The organism is Chromobacterium haemolyticum (genome assembly GCF_002081825.1).
In the GTDB taxonomy this organism is placed as follows: Bacteria; Pseudomonadota; Gammaproteobacteria; order Burkholderiales; family Chromobacteriaceae; genus Chromobacterium; species Chromobacterium fluminis.
Genome location: NZ_MUKU01000012.1, coordinates 36,470 through 51,083, shown reverse-complemented (window position 1 = coordinate 51,083; position 14,614 = coordinate 36,470). Strand labels below are relative to the sequence as shown.

Sequence of the window (14,614 nt, the reverse complement as noted above, 5' to 3'; positions counted from 1 at the left end):
TCAGCCGGGCCGCGCGCTCGGCCGCCTTACGCGGGTTGTATTTGCCGGCCATTACGCGGCATCCCGGAGCAGGTCGATCACGTTGTTGCGGCTGGCGACAGGCAGCTTGGCAACGGCCAGCGCCTGGGTCAGCTCGTCGCATTCCCGGTCGCGCGCTTCCAGCTGCTGGTCGCGCAGCTCGACATCCTGTTCGAGAATGCCGATGCGCTTCTGCAGCTCTACGATCTCGGCGGCCAGGCGCTCGCTGTTCGCCCGCTCCGTTTCGAAGTCGGCGGTCACGGCGGCCACCTGACCTTGGGCGAGGGCCAGCTCGCGTTGGATCTGGGCGTGGGCGGCGAAGTGCCGCGCGGCGTTCTCGCTTGCGGTCGCGATGCCGCGCGTCAGTTTTTCGTTGTCCCGTTTTAAGTCCCGGTATGCAGTTTGCAGCCGCTCGATATAGCCGGCATCGCTTCCGGTTTGGCCGGCGGGTTCCGGCCAATTGACGAGAGCTAAAGTCATAGTCTTACTTTCCCGCCGCTTCCGCGACGAACTGGAATATGAGGAGGAGGGACACGATGCCGGCACCGCCGGCGACGGCACCCGCGCCAAAAACAACCCCGTCCCGAAACAGCATCAGGATGGGGCACAGTGAGTTTGGTAAGCGGCGGATCATGCGGCGGCCTTCTCGGTTGCGATCAGGACATCACGGTTGCCTTTGGCGTCCATCGGGCTGACCACGCCGACGGATTCCAGATGCTCCAGCAGCCGCGCGGCCCGGGTGTAGCCGATCTGCAGGTTGCGCTGCAGGTGGCTGATACTGGCCTTGCCGGTCATTGTGACGATACGCAGGGCCTCACTGGCCAGCGCGTCACCACCGTCATAGGACACGGGCTCTTGCTCGATCTGTCGCGGGTTCTTCTCGTCTTCGTCCGGCACTTTGATGCCGCCGAAGCACTCGCCCGTTCGATAGACCAACTCGCGGACGTCGCCGGTCATGATGGTCATGCTGGCGTCGCGGTGATCCTCGACAGTTTCGGCGCCCTGTTCGGCAATGCGCAGTTGCACCGCCTCGCCCCAGGCCAGCTTGCTGAACTGGAACTGCGCGCTGATGACGAAGGAGATCCGGCTGTCCCACGTCAGGCCCAGTTTGTTCACGGCGCGGCCAGGGCAGAGCAGGTTGATGATGTCCGGCTCCAGCATGTCGAGGTGGGCGATGCGGATCGCGCCAGCGTCGTCGCCGGTCTTGATGATCTCGCCTTGGTCGTCGATGGTGAAGCTGTCGAAAGGCGCTTCGCCCTCTTTGACCCAGCGCGTCATCTCGTCCGCCGCGCTCTGCTCGACCTTCAAGCCCAGGAAGCTGATGCCGTTGCCGGAGTTTAAGAACAGGTTTTTGGTCAGGGCTCCGGTCAGTTCATCCAACTTGCCGGCGCTGGTGGAGTCCACCACCAGCAGCCGCTGGCGTAGGTCGAAGTACCCTCGCAACAGCGATTGCTTGGGCAGGGCGGTTGGCAGTACAGATTCAATGACCTGCTCCTGCAATTCGCGGCGCCACTTCTTGCCGACCTTGCGCTGTTCCCTCTCTTCGACTTCTGCCACCTTCGCCGCGACCAGTTGATCCAGTGCCGCCTTGGGGATCTGCTTCTCGTCGGTGCGCAGGGCGAAAAATACGCACTGGTTGGCCGCATAGGTCAGCTCGTCGTCAGGCTGCAACGTGAGCGGATTCACAAAGCCGGTGCTGGTGAGTTGCAGCGCGCTGGGCGGCGCGAACTTCAGGAAGCCCAGACTCTCCTCAATGTCCAGGCGGACGATGGAGCGGCCGCCCAGGACGTGAAAGAGCGAGAGGTTTTTGTAAAAAGCCAAGGACATGCCTGTCTCCTATGAGCCGGCGATGCGCGTCAGCTGGTGCCGTTGGAGGATGCTGATAAGCATCTCCTGGCCGTGCTGCTGGTAGCGCTGCGCCAGGTCGCTGATGAACTGTTCGTCCCACGGACGGCCGGCGGCGTTGGCAACCGCGCTGGCCAGCAGCTGGCGGAACTGGTCGGCGGTGTAGAGTTGGTGAATAGGGCTGCTGAGAGAAAGGAGCGCCATGGTCAGGCTGCCTTTGCTTCTTCGTTGGCCGCCACCGCGGCAACGTGGCGCGCGAGAGCGCCGCAGATGGGGATGAAGTCCTCTTCGTGGTACAGCCGGGCGGCGCCCTCGGAGTGAGCAGGGAAACCCAAGGTGGCCAGCAACTGCGCCGTGACGGTAAAGCCAAGTCGGTCATTGATCATGCCGAGGCGCAGCGTGGGATTGCCTTTGGGCTTCGCTTTGCTGATGCTCGAAGGGCTCGCGGGCTTGACCTGCTCGAGAATCGAAGGCTGCAGATCAAGAGGGGGTTGAGCTTGCGCCGCCTGCGCTTCCTGTTCGCGCTGTCGCTCGGCCAAATCATGCGCATCGATCCGCGACTTGATCAGCATGGCCAGATCATCCGGAGCCTTGTGGACGATGGTTGCCTCATCTGCGAATAGGAAAGCGCGGCCTCCGGCCAGAGTCTTCAACGTCTTGAGGTTAGCCAGGATCTTGTCGGCAATGGAGCCAGCCGCAACCTTGGCGCGGGCAAGCTCGGTGTCGGCAGCATCTTGCAGGCTGGCCAGGGTCTTCTTGCCCTTGATCGCGCCCGCGAAATCGGCGGGGACGTCTGGCATGTAGCGGTTGCCGATCTGCTTGTCCAGATCGTTCAAGTGATCGGCCAAAGCCTGCTTGGCCTTCATGATGATCTCGGTCCGGATTGCCTCCTTGCGCGACTTGACCAGCTTTTCCAACTCCAGGCGCTTGGCCCGCAGTTCTTCTTTCACCAGGTCGATGGTGCGGAACAGGGTGTCAATGCTGGCCGTCTGAGCCAGGGCCTGGCTCTTCACCAGCTCCAGCTTACTCTCGCCATCGCTGCAGAATTTGACCGTCTTTTCCGCATCGGCAAAGTCCTGGTCCGTCTGCAGGTCCGTCTTGATCCCTTGAATGAACGCGCTGGCGCTGCTGCGGAAGGCATCCAGGTTGGAGGAAACGACGCGCCCCTCAACATTCACAACCAGCGCCGGCAATTCCATGATGGCCGCCGCCACCGGCGCGGGCTCAGCGTGAGTCGGGACGTAGTTCGCCAAGTCCTCCGCAAACTGTTTCCAGCCTCGGATCAGGAGGTCGCGGCGTTCAGGCTTGGACTGATACCAGATGCTGACGAAGTTCTCTTCGGTGCCGTCCGTCACCGTGAACATCACGCGGTCGGCGCCGCAGATCAGCAGTTGCTGCTCCAGTTGGGGCCAATGGGTGGCCGGCGCATCGTTGTGGGTTTGGATGTAATCGACCAGGGCTGCATTCCACAACTTGTTTTCCCAGCACACGTCTTCCAGCATAGTGATGCCGTCGAAGCTGGCCAGCAGCGGCAAGTCATCCACTTCCAAAACCCCGGTGGAGGGATACAGGTCTTCCCCGAGGCGAGCCTCAACGATGACCCTGGCCATGGCTTCAACTTCGTGGCCTTTGTCCAGCAGGTTGCGCTGGACCCATTCGGAGAACTCGCGCTCCGTGCCGGTTGCCTTCATGTGCAGCAACTCGTTGCGCTTGACCTTATCGCTCTGGCCAAGCATGGGCGCGGCCTCGCTGGCGGTGAAGAATTTGGACCGGGTGGCAATCCATTCCGGCGACCCCTGGACGAGATTAAGCGTTTTCATAGGTTGCACCTTTTGCGGGGTCGCAGGCGCGCAAGATGGATTCCTGTTGGGCGCTCAGCGTATTGCGGGTATTGATCTTGTTGATGATGTCCTCGGCGGTGCAGCGGCCGGAATCGACCATCCCTTTCCACTGGTCCAAGTTCTCGGAGAACTTGTCCTCGGGGTACGGGGGGAGTAGCGCAGGCTGCCGCGGCGTCGGCGCGGGGGTGACGTCCTTCTCGACCAGCTCCCGGCCCTCCATTTCTTCCGCCGTCGGCTGCGAGCCGACCTCGGGGAATGCCTTGCGCAAAGCCTGAGCTTCAGCGCACTTTGCCAACTGGGCGTAAGGCCGCTTCTTCCACATCTGGTTTGGCGCCTCAGACTTGCTGGACTTGGTCGCGTAATTCTCCTTCCACAGTTCTTTCGCCACATAGTGAGCGATCATCCCGTTGGAGAGGAGCCGTTGGACTGTGACCTTGCACCAGCGCGGGTACGTGACGGATACGCCGTCCAGTATCTCGGTGACGTCTTCGCCAAACTCGGGTTCGGAAACTCCCGCGCATTCACCAGAGCGAGACGCTTGGGTGCGGTAGAGACCGATGCCGGGCATGATGACATCGCGCATTTCCTTGATGTCCCAGCCGTTGTTGTCCTTCTGCCCGGTCGATACGGACATCGGCACTATGTGGACCGGCTTCTGCATCGGATCGAGTTGGCTGGCCCGGCAGTAGCCCACCACCATCCGGATGCTATTTTCCTTCGCGCCGGGATAGAGGCTGTTGCTCAGCACCTCCATGAGGTCGCTTTCGCTCATCGCCAGGGCAGGGATGCCAGCCTGCGGGCTGGTCTGCAACGCAGTGCTCATGCTCAAAACTCCATAGAAAAAGGCCGCTTAGGCGGCCTTGTCGGTGATCGGATCGTTGCCGGCGAGCTCGCGGGCGATGCGGCGTTCCCAAGCGTCGTCGCGCCGGCGGCGCAGTTCGGGGGATTCAGGAGCGCTGCGGACTTTCGGCACAAGCTCGTTGGACCGCGCCTGCCGGGCGGTGATCAGGTAGTCGCGCAGTTGGGTGTTGTGGCTGATCACGCGGCAGCACCTCCATGGTGTTGTTCGTCTTGGATCGGCTTGGCCCTGATGTGCTCCCATTTGTTGACTACCGGCCAGCAGTTTTTGTGGCGGTAGACAACAAAGAGCTCGTCCTTCCAGAGAATTTCCACCTCCAAGTAGGTGTAGCCCTTGTCGTCGTCGCAGTTCGGGCCTGAGATCAAGCAGACTTCACCTGCGTTGGGCCGGTATGTGCAGCCATCGCCCTTGCGATGGGAAAGCATTTTTACTAAGTCGACCATCACGCCGCATCCTCAGCCCGTTGCCAGTTCGCCGGCGCGCTGCCGTCGTCCTCACGCCGCGAAGCCGTGGCCGGCGCCGCCATACTACGGGCCGCGGCCTCGGCCCAGGACCGGGCCAGCTCATGCCGGCGCGCAATCGTGCGTTCCATGCTGCGGCTCAGCGCCACGCGCAGCAGCTCGCCCAGGATGTCGGCCTCTTCCCAGTCCAATTTGCTGATAGAGCGCGACATCGTGCCGCCACCCTCCCACGGCGCGGTAATGTCCAGCAGCAGGCCGCCGCCGGCGTGGCGAATGGTCGCAGAGGGGCGGGGCTCCATGCCTTCAAAATGCCCGTTGATGCGTTCGGCGAATGCCGCGATCAGGCCGGCGGCCTGGATTAGCGCCGGGTCGCCGGCAATGTGTTCGAGTTTCATTTGGGGATCACCATGGAGAGAAGAACAATGGCCGCGAAGAGGGCGGCCATACGGTAGGTAAAGAGCGCGGCGGCGCGAATCATTGCCGGCCAGCCGCCGGCCGCCAGCCAGAAATCAGGAAGCCGGGGTTCAGCCGCGCGGCGGTGGCCAGTGCCGCGTCCAGGTCGCGCTGGACAACATCCAGAGTCCGGCGGATGCGGGTGCGGGGTTGCTGCAGGTCGATCACATAAGCGCCCATGCGCGCCGCCGGCAGATCGGTGTTGCTGGCCACCACCCGCGGCGCCATGTCTACTTTCAGTGCATGCATACAACCTCCTCGGGAATAAAAAAGCCCAGCGTGGAGGCTGGGATATTCGATTTAAATCGTGGGGTTTTGAAGGGTAAAAACTGGCTGATAATAATTATCAATTCAAAACTAAGTGCAATTTCTTAAGTAATGGCAACAACTTGATTTGATTGATTTGGGGGTAATAATTCATTCAAGAACCATAATGCTCCCAATGAAACCAAGGGGATGGAGATTGATATGATCACGCTGCCTGGTGGTGTAACAGTTAATGTGCAGTTTGCAAAGTACGATGTTTGGTACCCGATGATAAATTTTACCCCTAATGCAACAATAAGCTATAGCGAGGATTTCTTGTTATTGTCGGTGCCGTCTAACCTTGTAGACATTTGTGGTAATGCAACAAGTCAACTTGTTTCAAATTTGTTCGGCTTAGTGTGTAATGCGATCCCCGAAGCAAAGCCTTTTTTGTCATTTGCTTCTGGTTGTTTGACGTCTTGGATTGTGAAGGTTGTTAAGGATTCAAATGGAGGCATTACCTTGGCATTTGCACCACATTGGGCAGGGACTTGCACAAATGGTGTGGACTTAAACTACTTGGGAGTTGTGGGCTGGGATAGCAATGTTAAAGCTGTGACTAATTTACTTAAGAGCCACAATGACATATTCGGAAGCAGGGATGTTGGGGTCCCATTGAATATACCCAATATGCGAATGCCGGAGTTTGTCTTGAGTTAATTTGGACTGAAGAGGATGGCCTTCGCTGGATTGATTATTAACCCAGCGACTGCCATCCATTCATCCTGATTGATAGAATTCTTTGTTAAGCCTTGGTCAACTGGCCGGCGCGCACCTTGGTCTTTTTGCCGTCGGCGTCGGTGACTTCGTAGAACGCACCGCGCGCGCCTTCGGTGATGTCGGTGATGACGCCCGAGCCGGATCGGGTTTTGACGGTGAAGTTGACCTTATCGTTGATAACGAAACTCATTGATTGCCTTTCAATGGAGGGAAAAGAAAAGGGGCCACGCTGGCCCCGGAAGCCGTTCTTGTGCAGGCTGCTCTCACCTGTGTGCCGTGGCACACCAAAGCACCCCAGCTAAGGGGCGGAGGCGCTTTGGTATGCCTGCCGGTGGTCGTAAAAAAACCCGCTCAGCGGGCTTTTTGTTGATTACCTTTTCTTCAGTCCTGGCGCTCCACCTCGGACGAAAGTTGCTTTCTCGACGTAGACCGGTGCTGTGCGTTTCGACGGTCGCGAGTACAGGCTTTCGCCATGAGCGAGGCTCTTGTGTTCTAGCAGCGTGCCACCTGGAACTTTCTCACCACAAAGTGGGCAGAAAAGCGGTTTTGGTTTTGGGTGGATCGCGATTGGGAACGAATGTTTTTTTGCTGCTTTCTTCTTTGGTGGGAAGCTCTTATCCGGTGATTTTGCTGCCTTTGAACCCTGATTGGCCTTTGGCCTGTCAATTGGAAGCAACAATCCCACTACATCTCTTGGCCGGCTGGCCACTGCTTCAGCAACTACTCCTGCAGGCTTGATAATCCCTGCCTTGATGTACTCATCCCGCAACGACATGATTTCCACCTCTTCAAGAGAATGACATATCACTATGTCGCATCTCCGAAGAGATGGAAACCGTATCCATACTTACTACCTGCCTCCGTTTCTGCCACGGTGGGCTTGGCATCTCTTTCCCCCTCGTACCCGCCCGAGGTTTTTTGTTCTTCTTGTTGGCGCCTACAGCCGTTTGCCAGGTTCCACCTAGCGGATCTTCCAGGCCTGCTCGCCCGCGTCCCGACTGTTTCGAAGCTTTTTCGGCTCGCCTCGCTCGTGCCCGTCTACGATCCGCCCTTGGGCGGGTATCGACCGTATCGATGTAGGTTGTTAAGGATCAGTGCCCGGTGTGCTGGGCTGGTGAGTGAAATGTAAACCTTGGTTCGCATTAATGTCAACCATGGGTTCCAAAAAAAGTTAACTACAGTTCGCATTTATGCAACACCAACTTCGGGGATAAAATGACAATGTCAAAATACGGAGCTCGCCATGAAGCACCTCGACAACCAAGGGCAGCCAATAGCCGCTTTTCAGTCAAAGGACCGGATCAAGAGAGACGTCTCAGAATTCGTTGGCATCTGTAAGGGGGTCATCGCTGACGGCCTTGTTGTTGCCGAGGAGGTGGAGTTCATCGCGAACTGGCTTCACACCCATCAAGAAGCAATGGACCAATGGCCGCTGAATGTTGTTGTTGAGCGATTGCCAGAAATCATGGCCGATGGAGTGGTGGACCCAGATGAGCAACTGGAATTGATCCGCCTCATTTCAGGCATTACCGGAGGCAATCCTGCCGGCGACGTAGCCTCTCTCTCGACTGAACTCCCGTTCTCTAGCCCTCTTCCGGACCTCACCATTGATGGTTGTAAGTTCTGCGTCACGGGGACGTTTGAATTCGGTACAAGGAAGAAGGTGCAGGAAGCGATAGAGAGCAAAGGAGGGGTAGTGCTACCTGGCGTCAAAGTCGATTTGGACTTTCTAGTGATCGGCACCATTGGCAGCCGAGACTGGAAGCACAGCACGTTTGGAAGCAAGATCGAAAAGGCGGTGGAGTACCAAACTAAGGGCCGTCAAATCCACATCATTCCCGAGTCCCACTGGGTGAGATATGTCGCATAGAACACTTTCATTGATCGCGGCCTTTACCGTCATCGTCGCCGCGGCGCCGGCGCACGCCATCTTCAAATGCGTTGGAGCGGACGGGAAGGTGACTTACTCGGACGTGGCCTGCAGCGGATCGGTGCGGCACCACACGCTGGACAGCGGCTACATGGAATACGACAGCCGCGACATCCAGCGGCAGGAACGGTTGCGGCAAAACCGCGAGGCGCGGAAAGAGAACGACCGGCTACGGCAGCAGGCCAGGAACGAGTACCGCAACGCGATAGAGGATGCCGACAAGAAGGATCACCAGCGCAAGTGCAAGTTCTATAAGGGCTGGCGCGACGACAACGCCGAGGAGCGCAGCCAGGGCTACAACGGCGCCAAGGATCGTGACCTGAAGTGGCAGGAGCGCTACGTCCAGAACGGCATGAAGGACAACAACTGCAAAGAGTTTGAGTGAAATGAAAAGCTATGTTCTCGCCACGACTGGCGAAAAGGTGAAGTGGTATGTGTACCAGCGTGATAATCCGGAGGCCGGCTACACGCTGTCCGATACCCTAGACCTGAGTGCCGCACCGCTATGGGGCAACAAGGAGTCAGCCAAGGTCGTTGCCCTTCGGCTGGGGCTCAAGACCTGGAGGTATGTGTCCATTTGAGAAAAGACACACCGCAGCTTCACTGAGCGGAGCAAGGGTGGCGTCCTCGCCTTCCTGGTGCTGATGACCATCGTCAGCTCAAGGCAACCCATAGACCGTAAGGCCAGGGGCGCCAGCGCTCCGGCAGGCCAATTGAATAAATAAAACCCACCCATCTAGAAGATGGGCGGGTAATTTGCAGCAGTCTACAACTTAGCGCGGCATGCTGCGCATGTGCTTGCGAACTTGCTCACGACGGCCATAGCGCTGACGGTCGTAGGCACGTACAGGTACAGTTTTGGGTCCCATGATGTGTCCTTGATAAGTAGAGTTGCTAGCACTTAACCTATGGACAAGAGATAAACTGATGTGTATAGTGAAATTCCATTTTTCGCTAAACACTCTATCCGTCTCTTGCAAGTGGTGGCTAGAGGACCAGTATCCAAAGCAACGCGCCAACGTTACTTTGACCAAGAGGTCGCATTGTTCTTGAGTGCGGCCTTTATCTTTTTTTCTCCTGGAGTTCGTTTCGTTTCCTCAGCTGCCGCAGCCTGACTTCTGCAGCCGGCAAAGACACGTCAAAGAACTCGGCTAAACCTACAGCATCGTAAAGCTTGCAAGCATTGATCACTGAAAGTGGCATCAGCAACTCTGCAGCAAACTGATCTGCCTGCCACTCCGAATCCTCATATGCTTTATGCTCAACAGGGCAATTCTCTCGATGCAAGCTGAAATCATGTTGCAGAATGAGATGACCCAACTCATGCATAAAAGTAAATCTAGCCCTAGGCTCACCGCTTTCTATCCCTTCCCAGGTTCGTTCGGGAATCCTCATGAAGAACAGGCCGGGGTAGGATGTCGCTTCAATGCCGTTGGAAACCTCATGGTTCTCAACAATATCGACATGGACATTGAACTCGACACTAAGCCGGTCAAGAAGTGGAGCAGCATCAAACCTATCAGGGCCCAACCCAAGAGCAATTCGTGATTGAATTGCTTTTGCCCTAATGCTCTCAACGCTTCGAGGGGTGACTTGGTACCCCCTAGGGCTATAGTACTTTGGCTCCATATTTCCCCTTTGTTTTCAATTAGTCATCGTTTTTGAGTTCAATCAGCAAGTCTTGCAATCTCTGTAGCTGTTGATGACTTGGCGTCATTCTTGCAAAGCCAGCCATCAGTCTTTGGTGTTCTGGTGATAGCCCCTCCAAAGGTATGGACTTGTTTGTAATGTCAGCCGCTTCAGCCAAGCCGGACACCCTCATGTTCATCGATCCAAAGTACTCTTCAACTCTCTTGGCCCAACCATCAGGAATCTTCTTCCTACCGGTCTCTAAGCCACTAAGAAATGCCGAAGTAACTTCAAGATCGTTGGCCATTTTTGTTAGGGTGATCTCGGCATCAAGCCGAGCTTTGCGAATCAGCTTTCCGAATTCAGTGATAATCATGGCGCTCCCCTGGTCACTACTACTTTCATCAATTACTTTACCAATCTGGTAAACAAATGTCAATATTTAGTTAAGCCCTCTCTTGAAGTTCCCTCGTGGCATCTCATCAGGTGATTTCTGCAACAAACCACAGTGCGCAACATCGAGACGCTGATGCGTCACAGCATGCTGCCATCGCGTCGCACCTGTACCCGAAAATGGGTCAATGAATGGACGAGGTGAACGAATACGGGCGGAGCGCGTGCGCCGCAAGTGGCGTCAGGAAGACCTGGCGCGCAAGGCCGGCGTCAGCCGCGGCTTGATCGGCGATCTGGAGAACGGTCGCAACCGCGACACAACCAGAATTCTGGACATCGCCAGGGCGCTGGGCGTCACGCCGCAGTGGCTGGAGACGGGCAAGGGCAACAAGATGCCGCCGGCCACCACTGACCAGCCCTATCTTTCCGCAGATTCGATTGAAGACGTCGCAGAGCAGATGCTGAGCAAGGGCCAGGACGAAGTCTGGCAGCTGGTTCAGCTCCTCCTTAAAACCGCGCGCTGAAACCGCAACGCGCGGTAGGGTTTTTTTGCGTTCCCGAATGGCCTACCTTGAACAATGAGGAGGCCATTTTAAATGCAGATAACCCTGTCGAATCTCCCCGAAGCCATCGAGCTGTTCCGCAACCGTGCCGGCGCCGCCGTCCACGACACCGCGGTGCTTCGCCGGCTGCTGATCCGAGTCAAAACCAAGGACGATCTTGCGGCGGCCTTGTCCTTGGTGCGGGTGACCACTGGCGGCGCGCCGCTGATCCTCGTCGCGTTCTTCGGGGACGATGGCTTCGATGAGGGCATGCACATCAATCTTGGCTGGCCGGCCGCCTGGCTGGAGCAATACGCCGCCGCGCGCTATGACACAGTCGACCCCGTCGCCCTTGGCCCCTCAGGCATTGTTTTCCCCTGGTCGCCCTTGCTGTTGGGCATGAAGCCCAGGACGCAACTGGAAGAGCGATTCCACCGCGGCGTGGTCGCAAGTGGCCTGACTCACGGGCTCTCGTACAAAGCGGCATGGCCTGATTGCCGGCTGATCCTGTCCCTGATCGGCGAGGAGGTAGAGACTCAGCGCCCGGCGCGCGAGCTGCTGGAAATCCTGATGCCCGATTTCGCCGACGTTGCCTATAGAGTTTTTGCTTCAAACAGATTACTAGCAAAAATGACAGTCAATCAGAGAATGATAATAAACCTGATACTGAACCAGGGCTTAACACAGCGGCAGGCCGCATTACAATTGAACATGTCTCTTAATGGGCTGAGATACAGCCTTGACCAGCTGAAAGCCGAGTACGGCTGTACCACGATGGAGCAGTTGATGTTCAAGTTGGGAGCGGGAGAAAACTCATAGCTTGTTAAGTTTTTCTAAACTCGTCATCAGTACAGAATATTTCTGTTAACTAGAATTTTACACAGTGACTCTGAACGATGTCAGATGGGACAATATTTGCATTCAAGATCAGTATGACCCTCACATGTCAGAACTGACACATGACAGATAGGCCCTTAGCTCGACGACGAAACGGAGTAAGAAATGCACTGCGGCAATACCGATGTACCCCACGACCCTGGCGCAACTTGTGTCCATACAGTTTCCTGCCATCACTTCAGGCCACGGACTCAAACTGGCGGCGCCGATGATCTGGTCAGTTTTTTCTATCTTGCAGTAAGACGGGATGGGAAAAAGATTATGAACTACGGGGGAGATGTTGCAGGGATGTTGGCTGCGGCACGGGATATTTTGAAGGGGATTGAGCTACGGTAAAGCGGAAAAAGCGACTGGCTTCAGTCGCTTTTTTTATTGAAGATTTCATCCTTGTTGTCGGCCAGCAGTTTGATCAGCTCCAGCACTTCATCATGGCCACGGGCTTTGACCTGACGAACAAGGTCTTCCATTGTCTCTGCCACAACGTAGTTGCCGTTGTTGGCGTCTGGCTCCATCTCTCCCTTTCCAGAAGCCAGCCAATCAGAACTTACCTGCAGCGCCTTTGCGGCTTTGTATAGGTTCTCTCCATCAATCCCCGCGTTGGGGTTGTTCATCCATTTGTAAGCAGCATTTCGCGACACTCCAACTTGGCCTGCAAGCCAGTTTGGAGTCTTCTTTGCTCCGCTCCGAGCAGTCAACGCATCAAGCGCTCTGCGGATTCGCGCACCGAGTGTGTGTTCCATGGTAACCAAGGTTAGCGCATCGAGTGAAAACCTTGGGTTGCAACTCATGCGAACTGAAGTTACCATTCTATTCATGAAGACCTCTACAGTTGTTTCCTTTTTCGGTGGTGGCCGCGGCGCAAAGTCAAGAATCGCCCGAGCTCTCGGGGTTTCAACTGCCGCTGTGGCTAAGTGGCGTGAGTTTGTCCCGGATGGAAGCGCCTACCAATTGATCCAACGATTTCCAGCTCTATATGACCTGGATAAGGCTGACTGCGTAGATGCTAGCAACGCAAGTCAAACTCAATGAGCCAATTATGACATCGCAAACAAGGCATACCACGATGAGCGCCCAACACTTTCAGTCACCGACTGACACCTTGATTGCCTGGGCCAAGCAGCAAATGGCCGAGACCAAGCAGCCCCTGACCAAGTTTTCCGAGGCGCTGACCGACAACTATCTGGCGATGACGCCGGAGGCGCGCCGGACTTGCCCGCTGGACGAAATCCCTCTGGATGGCAGCACGGATGAGTTTTACGCGATTAAGGCCAAGAACGCGCTGGCGGTGGAGCGATGGATCAAACGGGCAATTAAGATTCCCCTGGAGATCCTGGACGCCTGGGTGGCCACGCTGGAAGGTAAGTACCGCGACGGGTGCCTGGCCGATCTGCTCAAGGTCCACGGCATGCTGGCGGTGGCCAACGACACCACCGCCGACGCGGCCACGCTGGGCGCCACGATGCGTACCACCGCCGACCTGTTCGTCCACCTCGCCGAGATCATTGCGGACGGGAAGGTAGACCATAACGACCGCGAACAGATCAAGCACGCGCGCCAGGCCATGCGCCAGATCGCCGGGCAGCTGGCCGGCTGGGAACTGGAGTTCGCCAAGGTGGACACCATTGAAGGCAAGTAAACCGGCTACGGGCAGAGGAGCAGTGGCATGGCTCGAATTCGCACGGTAAAGCCGGAGTTCTGGACCGCAGAGCAGGTGATGGAGTGCTCGCCGCTGGCGCGCCTCATGTTCATCGGCATGTGGAACTTCTGCGACGACAACGGCGTAATGCCGGCGAGCGCAAAGACCGTGAAGGCCCAAATTTTCCCCTCCGACGACATCCTGACCGCGGATGTCGAAGGCTTCGTTTCCGAGCTGATTGGCCAGGGCCTCCTTGGCCTGTTTGAAGCCGATGGCCGCCGCTGGTGGTTCGTCACTGGCTGGAAGCGTCACCAACTGATCAATCGCCCGTCCAAGTCCCGCTACCCCTCGCCGCCGCATTGCCATATGCCGCAACCCGAGGCCGCCGGACAGGGTGACTCAGTGAGTGATGCTGATCAGCTGAGTGAATCGAACACTGATGACGGCCTCGATTCAATAGCAGATTCAGTGAGTAGTAGCGGAGCACTCACGGAGGACTCAGTGAACACTCACGGAGGACTCAATGAGCACTCACTGACGGAAGTGGAAGGGAATAGGAAGGGAATAGGAAGAGGAAAAGACGGTAGCAGTAGTAGCAGTCTAAATCCCACTCCGCGCGAACAAGCGCCGCCGCGTCCGCCGCTTTCCGAACCCTCGGCCCAGGTCCAGCGAATCGGCTATGTCTGCCGACTGCTGCGGGATAAGGGGGTGAACTGCAGCCCAGCCCAGCTGCAAGGCAAGTACCGAGGGCTGGAGAACGCCAGCGACGATGATTTCCATCTGGCGGTGCAGACGCTTCGGGACCGGGGCCAGCTTCGCATCAACCTTGGCCTGGTAGCGGCGGTGATCGGCGATCTGATCGAAGCTCGCCAATGCCAGCCCGGCGCACCGCCAGCGCCAACAGCAGGAGCAGTCCGGCGAGGGGAGAAGTTCAACCCGACGCTGTACGTGAACGACCCGAGTTACCGCGCCCGCTGGGATGCGGCCAATGGCAACGACAACGGAGCAGGCAATGGCAACGAACCTATCGACGTTACGCCCCAGCGCGTGGCTTGAGCGCCGGGATTGGCCGGATGGGAAAACG

General features: G+C 57.2%; 24 protein-coding genes. 9 read left to right on the top strand and 15 right to left on the bottom strand.

Going from position 1 to position 14,614, the window contains the following annotated elements; translation table 11 throughout:
• Positions 1-51: 51 nt before the first annotated feature.
• The 10 genes from B0T39_RS11265 to B0T39_RS11225 all read right to left on the bottom strand — a co-directional run bounded on the left by B0T39_RS11265 (position 52) and on the right by B0T39_RS11225 (position 5,726).
• Complete coding sequence (locus B0T39_RS11265) at positions 52-498, bottom strand: hypothetical protein (RefSeq protein WP_081546617.1); 447 nt, start codon at positions 496-498, stop codon at positions 52-54.
• 4 nt (positions 499-502) lie between these two features.
• Positions 503-652 (bottom strand): hypothetical protein, encoded by a 150-nt coding sequence (locus B0T39_RS25655; RefSeq protein ID WP_176219541.1) that lies wholly within the window; start codon positions 650-652, stop codon positions 503-505.
• A complete protein-coding gene (gene rdgC, locus B0T39_RS26190; protein ID WP_081546615.1) occupies positions 649-1,845 on the bottom strand; it encodes a recombination-associated protein RdgC in 1,197 nt (398 codons plus the stop codon). Before rdgC ends, B0T39_RS25655 begins: the two co-directional genes overlap by 4 nt.
• Positions 1,846-1,854: 9 nt before the next feature.
• On the bottom strand, positions 1,855-2,067 hold the full coding sequence (locus B0T39_RS11255; protein ID WP_081546613.1) for a hypothetical protein: 213 nt from the start codon (positions 2,065-2,067) through the stop codon (positions 1,855-1,857).
• A gap of 2 nt (positions 2,068-2,069) precedes the next feature.
• Entirely contained in the window at positions 2,070-3,683 is a 1,614-nt protein-coding gene (locus B0T39_RS11250; RefSeq protein WP_081546611.1) for a YqaJ viral recombinase family protein, read from the bottom strand.
• Positions 3,670-4,527 (bottom strand): phage recombination protein Bet, encoded by an 858-nt coding sequence (gene bet, locus B0T39_RS11245; protein WP_081546609.1) that lies wholly within the window; start codon positions 4,525-4,527, stop codon positions 3,670-3,672. The genes B0T39_RS11250 and bet overlap by 14 nt, the downstream gene beginning before the upstream one ends.
• A 27-nt stretch (positions 4,528-4,554) precedes the next feature.
• A complete protein-coding gene (locus B0T39_RS11240; protein ID WP_081546607.1) occupies positions 4,555-4,746 on the bottom strand; it encodes a hypothetical protein in 192 nt (63 codons plus the stop codon).
• Entirely contained in the window at positions 4,743-5,006 is a 264-nt protein-coding gene (locus B0T39_RS11235; protein ID WP_019103068.1) for a hypothetical protein, read from the bottom strand. Before B0T39_RS11235 ends, B0T39_RS11240 begins: the two co-directional genes overlap by 4 nt.
• On the bottom strand, positions 5,006-5,419 hold the full coding sequence (locus B0T39_RS11230; protein ID WP_081546605.1) for a hypothetical protein: 414 nt from the start codon (positions 5,417-5,419) through the stop codon (positions 5,006-5,008). Before B0T39_RS11230 ends, B0T39_RS11235 begins: the two co-directional genes overlap by 1 nt.
• A gap of 79 nt (positions 5,420-5,498) precedes the next feature.
• On the bottom strand, positions 5,499-5,726 hold the full coding sequence (locus B0T39_RS11225; protein ID WP_141111190.1) for a hypothetical protein: 228 nt from the start codon (positions 5,724-5,726) through the stop codon (positions 5,499-5,501).
• A 219-nt stretch (positions 5,727-5,945) separates the two neighbouring features.
• Between B0T39_RS11225 and B0T39_RS25030 the strand changes: the two genes are divergently transcribed.
• Positions 5,946-6,443 carry a hypothetical protein gene (locus tag B0T39_RS25030; RefSeq protein ID WP_141111189.1) on the top strand — a complete coding sequence of 166 codons (498 nt, stop codon included), beginning with the start codon at positions 5,946-5,948 and terminating at the stop codon, positions 6,441-6,443.
• A gap of 85 nt (positions 6,444-6,528) precedes the next feature.
• On the opposite strand, the gene B0T39_RS25645 is transcribed toward B0T39_RS25030, so the two are convergent.
• Together B0T39_RS25645 and B0T39_RS25025 are read right to left on the bottom strand one after the other, a co-directional pair.
• A complete protein-coding gene (locus tag B0T39_RS25645; protein WP_176219540.1) occupies positions 6,529-6,693 on the bottom strand; it encodes a hypothetical protein in 165 nt (54 codons plus the stop codon).
• A 180-nt stretch (positions 6,694-6,873) separates the two neighbouring features.
• A complete protein-coding gene (locus B0T39_RS25025; RefSeq protein ID WP_141111188.1) occupies positions 6,874-7,278 on the bottom strand; it encodes a hypothetical protein in 405 nt (134 codons plus the stop codon).
• Between the two features lie 468 nt (positions 7,279-7,746).
• On the opposite strand from B0T39_RS25025, the gene B0T39_RS11220 reads away from it, so the two are divergent.
• From B0T39_RS11220 to B0T39_RS11210, 3 genes are read left to right on the top strand one after another with little or no spacing between them, the layout of a single operon-like run.
• Entirely contained in the window at positions 7,747-8,373 is a 627-nt protein-coding gene (locus B0T39_RS11220; protein WP_081546601.1) for a BRCT domain-containing protein, read from the top strand.
• Positions 8,363-8,818 carry a DUF4124 domain-containing protein gene (locus tag B0T39_RS11215; RefSeq protein ID WP_081546599.1) on the top strand — a complete coding sequence of 152 codons (456 nt, stop codon included), beginning with the start codon at positions 8,363-8,365 and terminating at the stop codon, positions 8,816-8,818. Before B0T39_RS11220 ends, B0T39_RS11215 begins: the two co-directional genes overlap by 11 nt.
• A gap of 1 nt (position 8,819) precedes the next feature.
• The gene (locus B0T39_RS11210) at positions 8,820-9,014 is read left to right on the top strand and encodes a hypothetical protein (RefSeq protein ID WP_081546597.1); all 195 of its coding nucleotides are present in this window, start codon (positions 8,820-8,822) and stop codon (positions 9,012-9,014) included.
• Between the two features lie 481 nt (positions 9,015-9,495).
• On the opposite strand, the gene B0T39_RS11205 is transcribed toward B0T39_RS11210, so the two are convergent.
• Both B0T39_RS11205 and B0T39_RS11200 read right to left on the bottom strand, forming a co-directional pair.
• Positions 9,496-10,062, bottom strand: a complete 567-nt coding sequence (locus B0T39_RS11205) for an ImmA/IrrE family metallo-endopeptidase (RefSeq protein ID WP_081546595.1) — start codon at positions 10,060-10,062, stop codon at positions 9,496-9,498.
• A gap of 19 nt (positions 10,063-10,081) precedes the next feature.
• Complete coding sequence (locus B0T39_RS11200; RefSeq protein ID WP_081546593.1) at positions 10,082-10,438, bottom strand: helix-turn-helix domain-containing protein; 357 nt, start codon at positions 10,436-10,438, stop codon at positions 10,082-10,084.
• A 205-nt stretch (positions 10,439-10,643) separates the two neighbouring features.
• On the opposite strand from B0T39_RS11200, the gene B0T39_RS11195 reads away from it, so the two are divergent.
• Positions 10,644-10,979, top strand: coding sequence for a helix-turn-helix domain-containing protein (locus B0T39_RS11195; RefSeq protein WP_081546591.1), 336 nt, complete (start codon positions 10,644-10,646; stop codon positions 10,977-10,979).
• A gap of 72 nt (positions 10,980-11,051) precedes the next feature.
• A complete protein-coding gene (locus tag B0T39_RS11190; RefSeq protein ID WP_081546589.1) occupies positions 11,052-11,816 on the top strand; it encodes an autoinducer binding domain-containing protein in 765 nt (254 codons plus the stop codon).
• Between the two features lie 434 nt (positions 11,817-12,250).
• Here the strand turns inward: B0T39_RS11190 and B0T39_RS25020 are convergent, their stop codons facing one another.
• Positions 12,251-12,634: a helix-turn-helix domain-containing protein gene (locus B0T39_RS25020; protein WP_166452647.1), complete on the bottom strand. Its 384-nt coding sequence runs from the start codon at positions 12,632-12,634 to the stop codon at positions 12,251-12,253.
• Here B0T39_RS25020 and B0T39_RS26480 point away from each other — a divergent pair.
• The 3 genes from B0T39_RS26480 to B0T39_RS11175 are packed head-to-tail and all read left to right on the top strand — an operon-like array spanning position 12,633 to position 14,586.
• A complete protein-coding gene (locus B0T39_RS26480) occupies positions 12,633-12,923 on the top strand; it encodes a Cro/CI family transcriptional regulator (RefSeq protein WP_081546587.1) in 291 nt (96 codons plus the stop codon). The genes B0T39_RS25020 and B0T39_RS26480 overlap by 2 nt on opposite strands.
• Before the next feature lie 34 nt (positions 12,924-12,957).
• Positions 12,958-13,530 carry a hypothetical protein gene (locus B0T39_RS11180; RefSeq protein ID WP_081546585.1) on the top strand — a complete coding sequence of 191 codons (573 nt, stop codon included), beginning with the start codon at positions 12,958-12,960 and terminating at the stop codon, positions 13,528-13,530.
• A 27-nt stretch (positions 13,531-13,557) separates the two neighbouring features.
• Positions 13,558-14,586, top strand: a complete 1,029-nt coding sequence (locus tag B0T39_RS11175) for a hypothetical protein (RefSeq protein WP_081546583.1) — start codon at positions 13,558-13,560, stop codon at positions 14,584-14,586.
• The last annotated feature ends 28 nt before the right edge of the window (positions 14,587-14,614 follow it).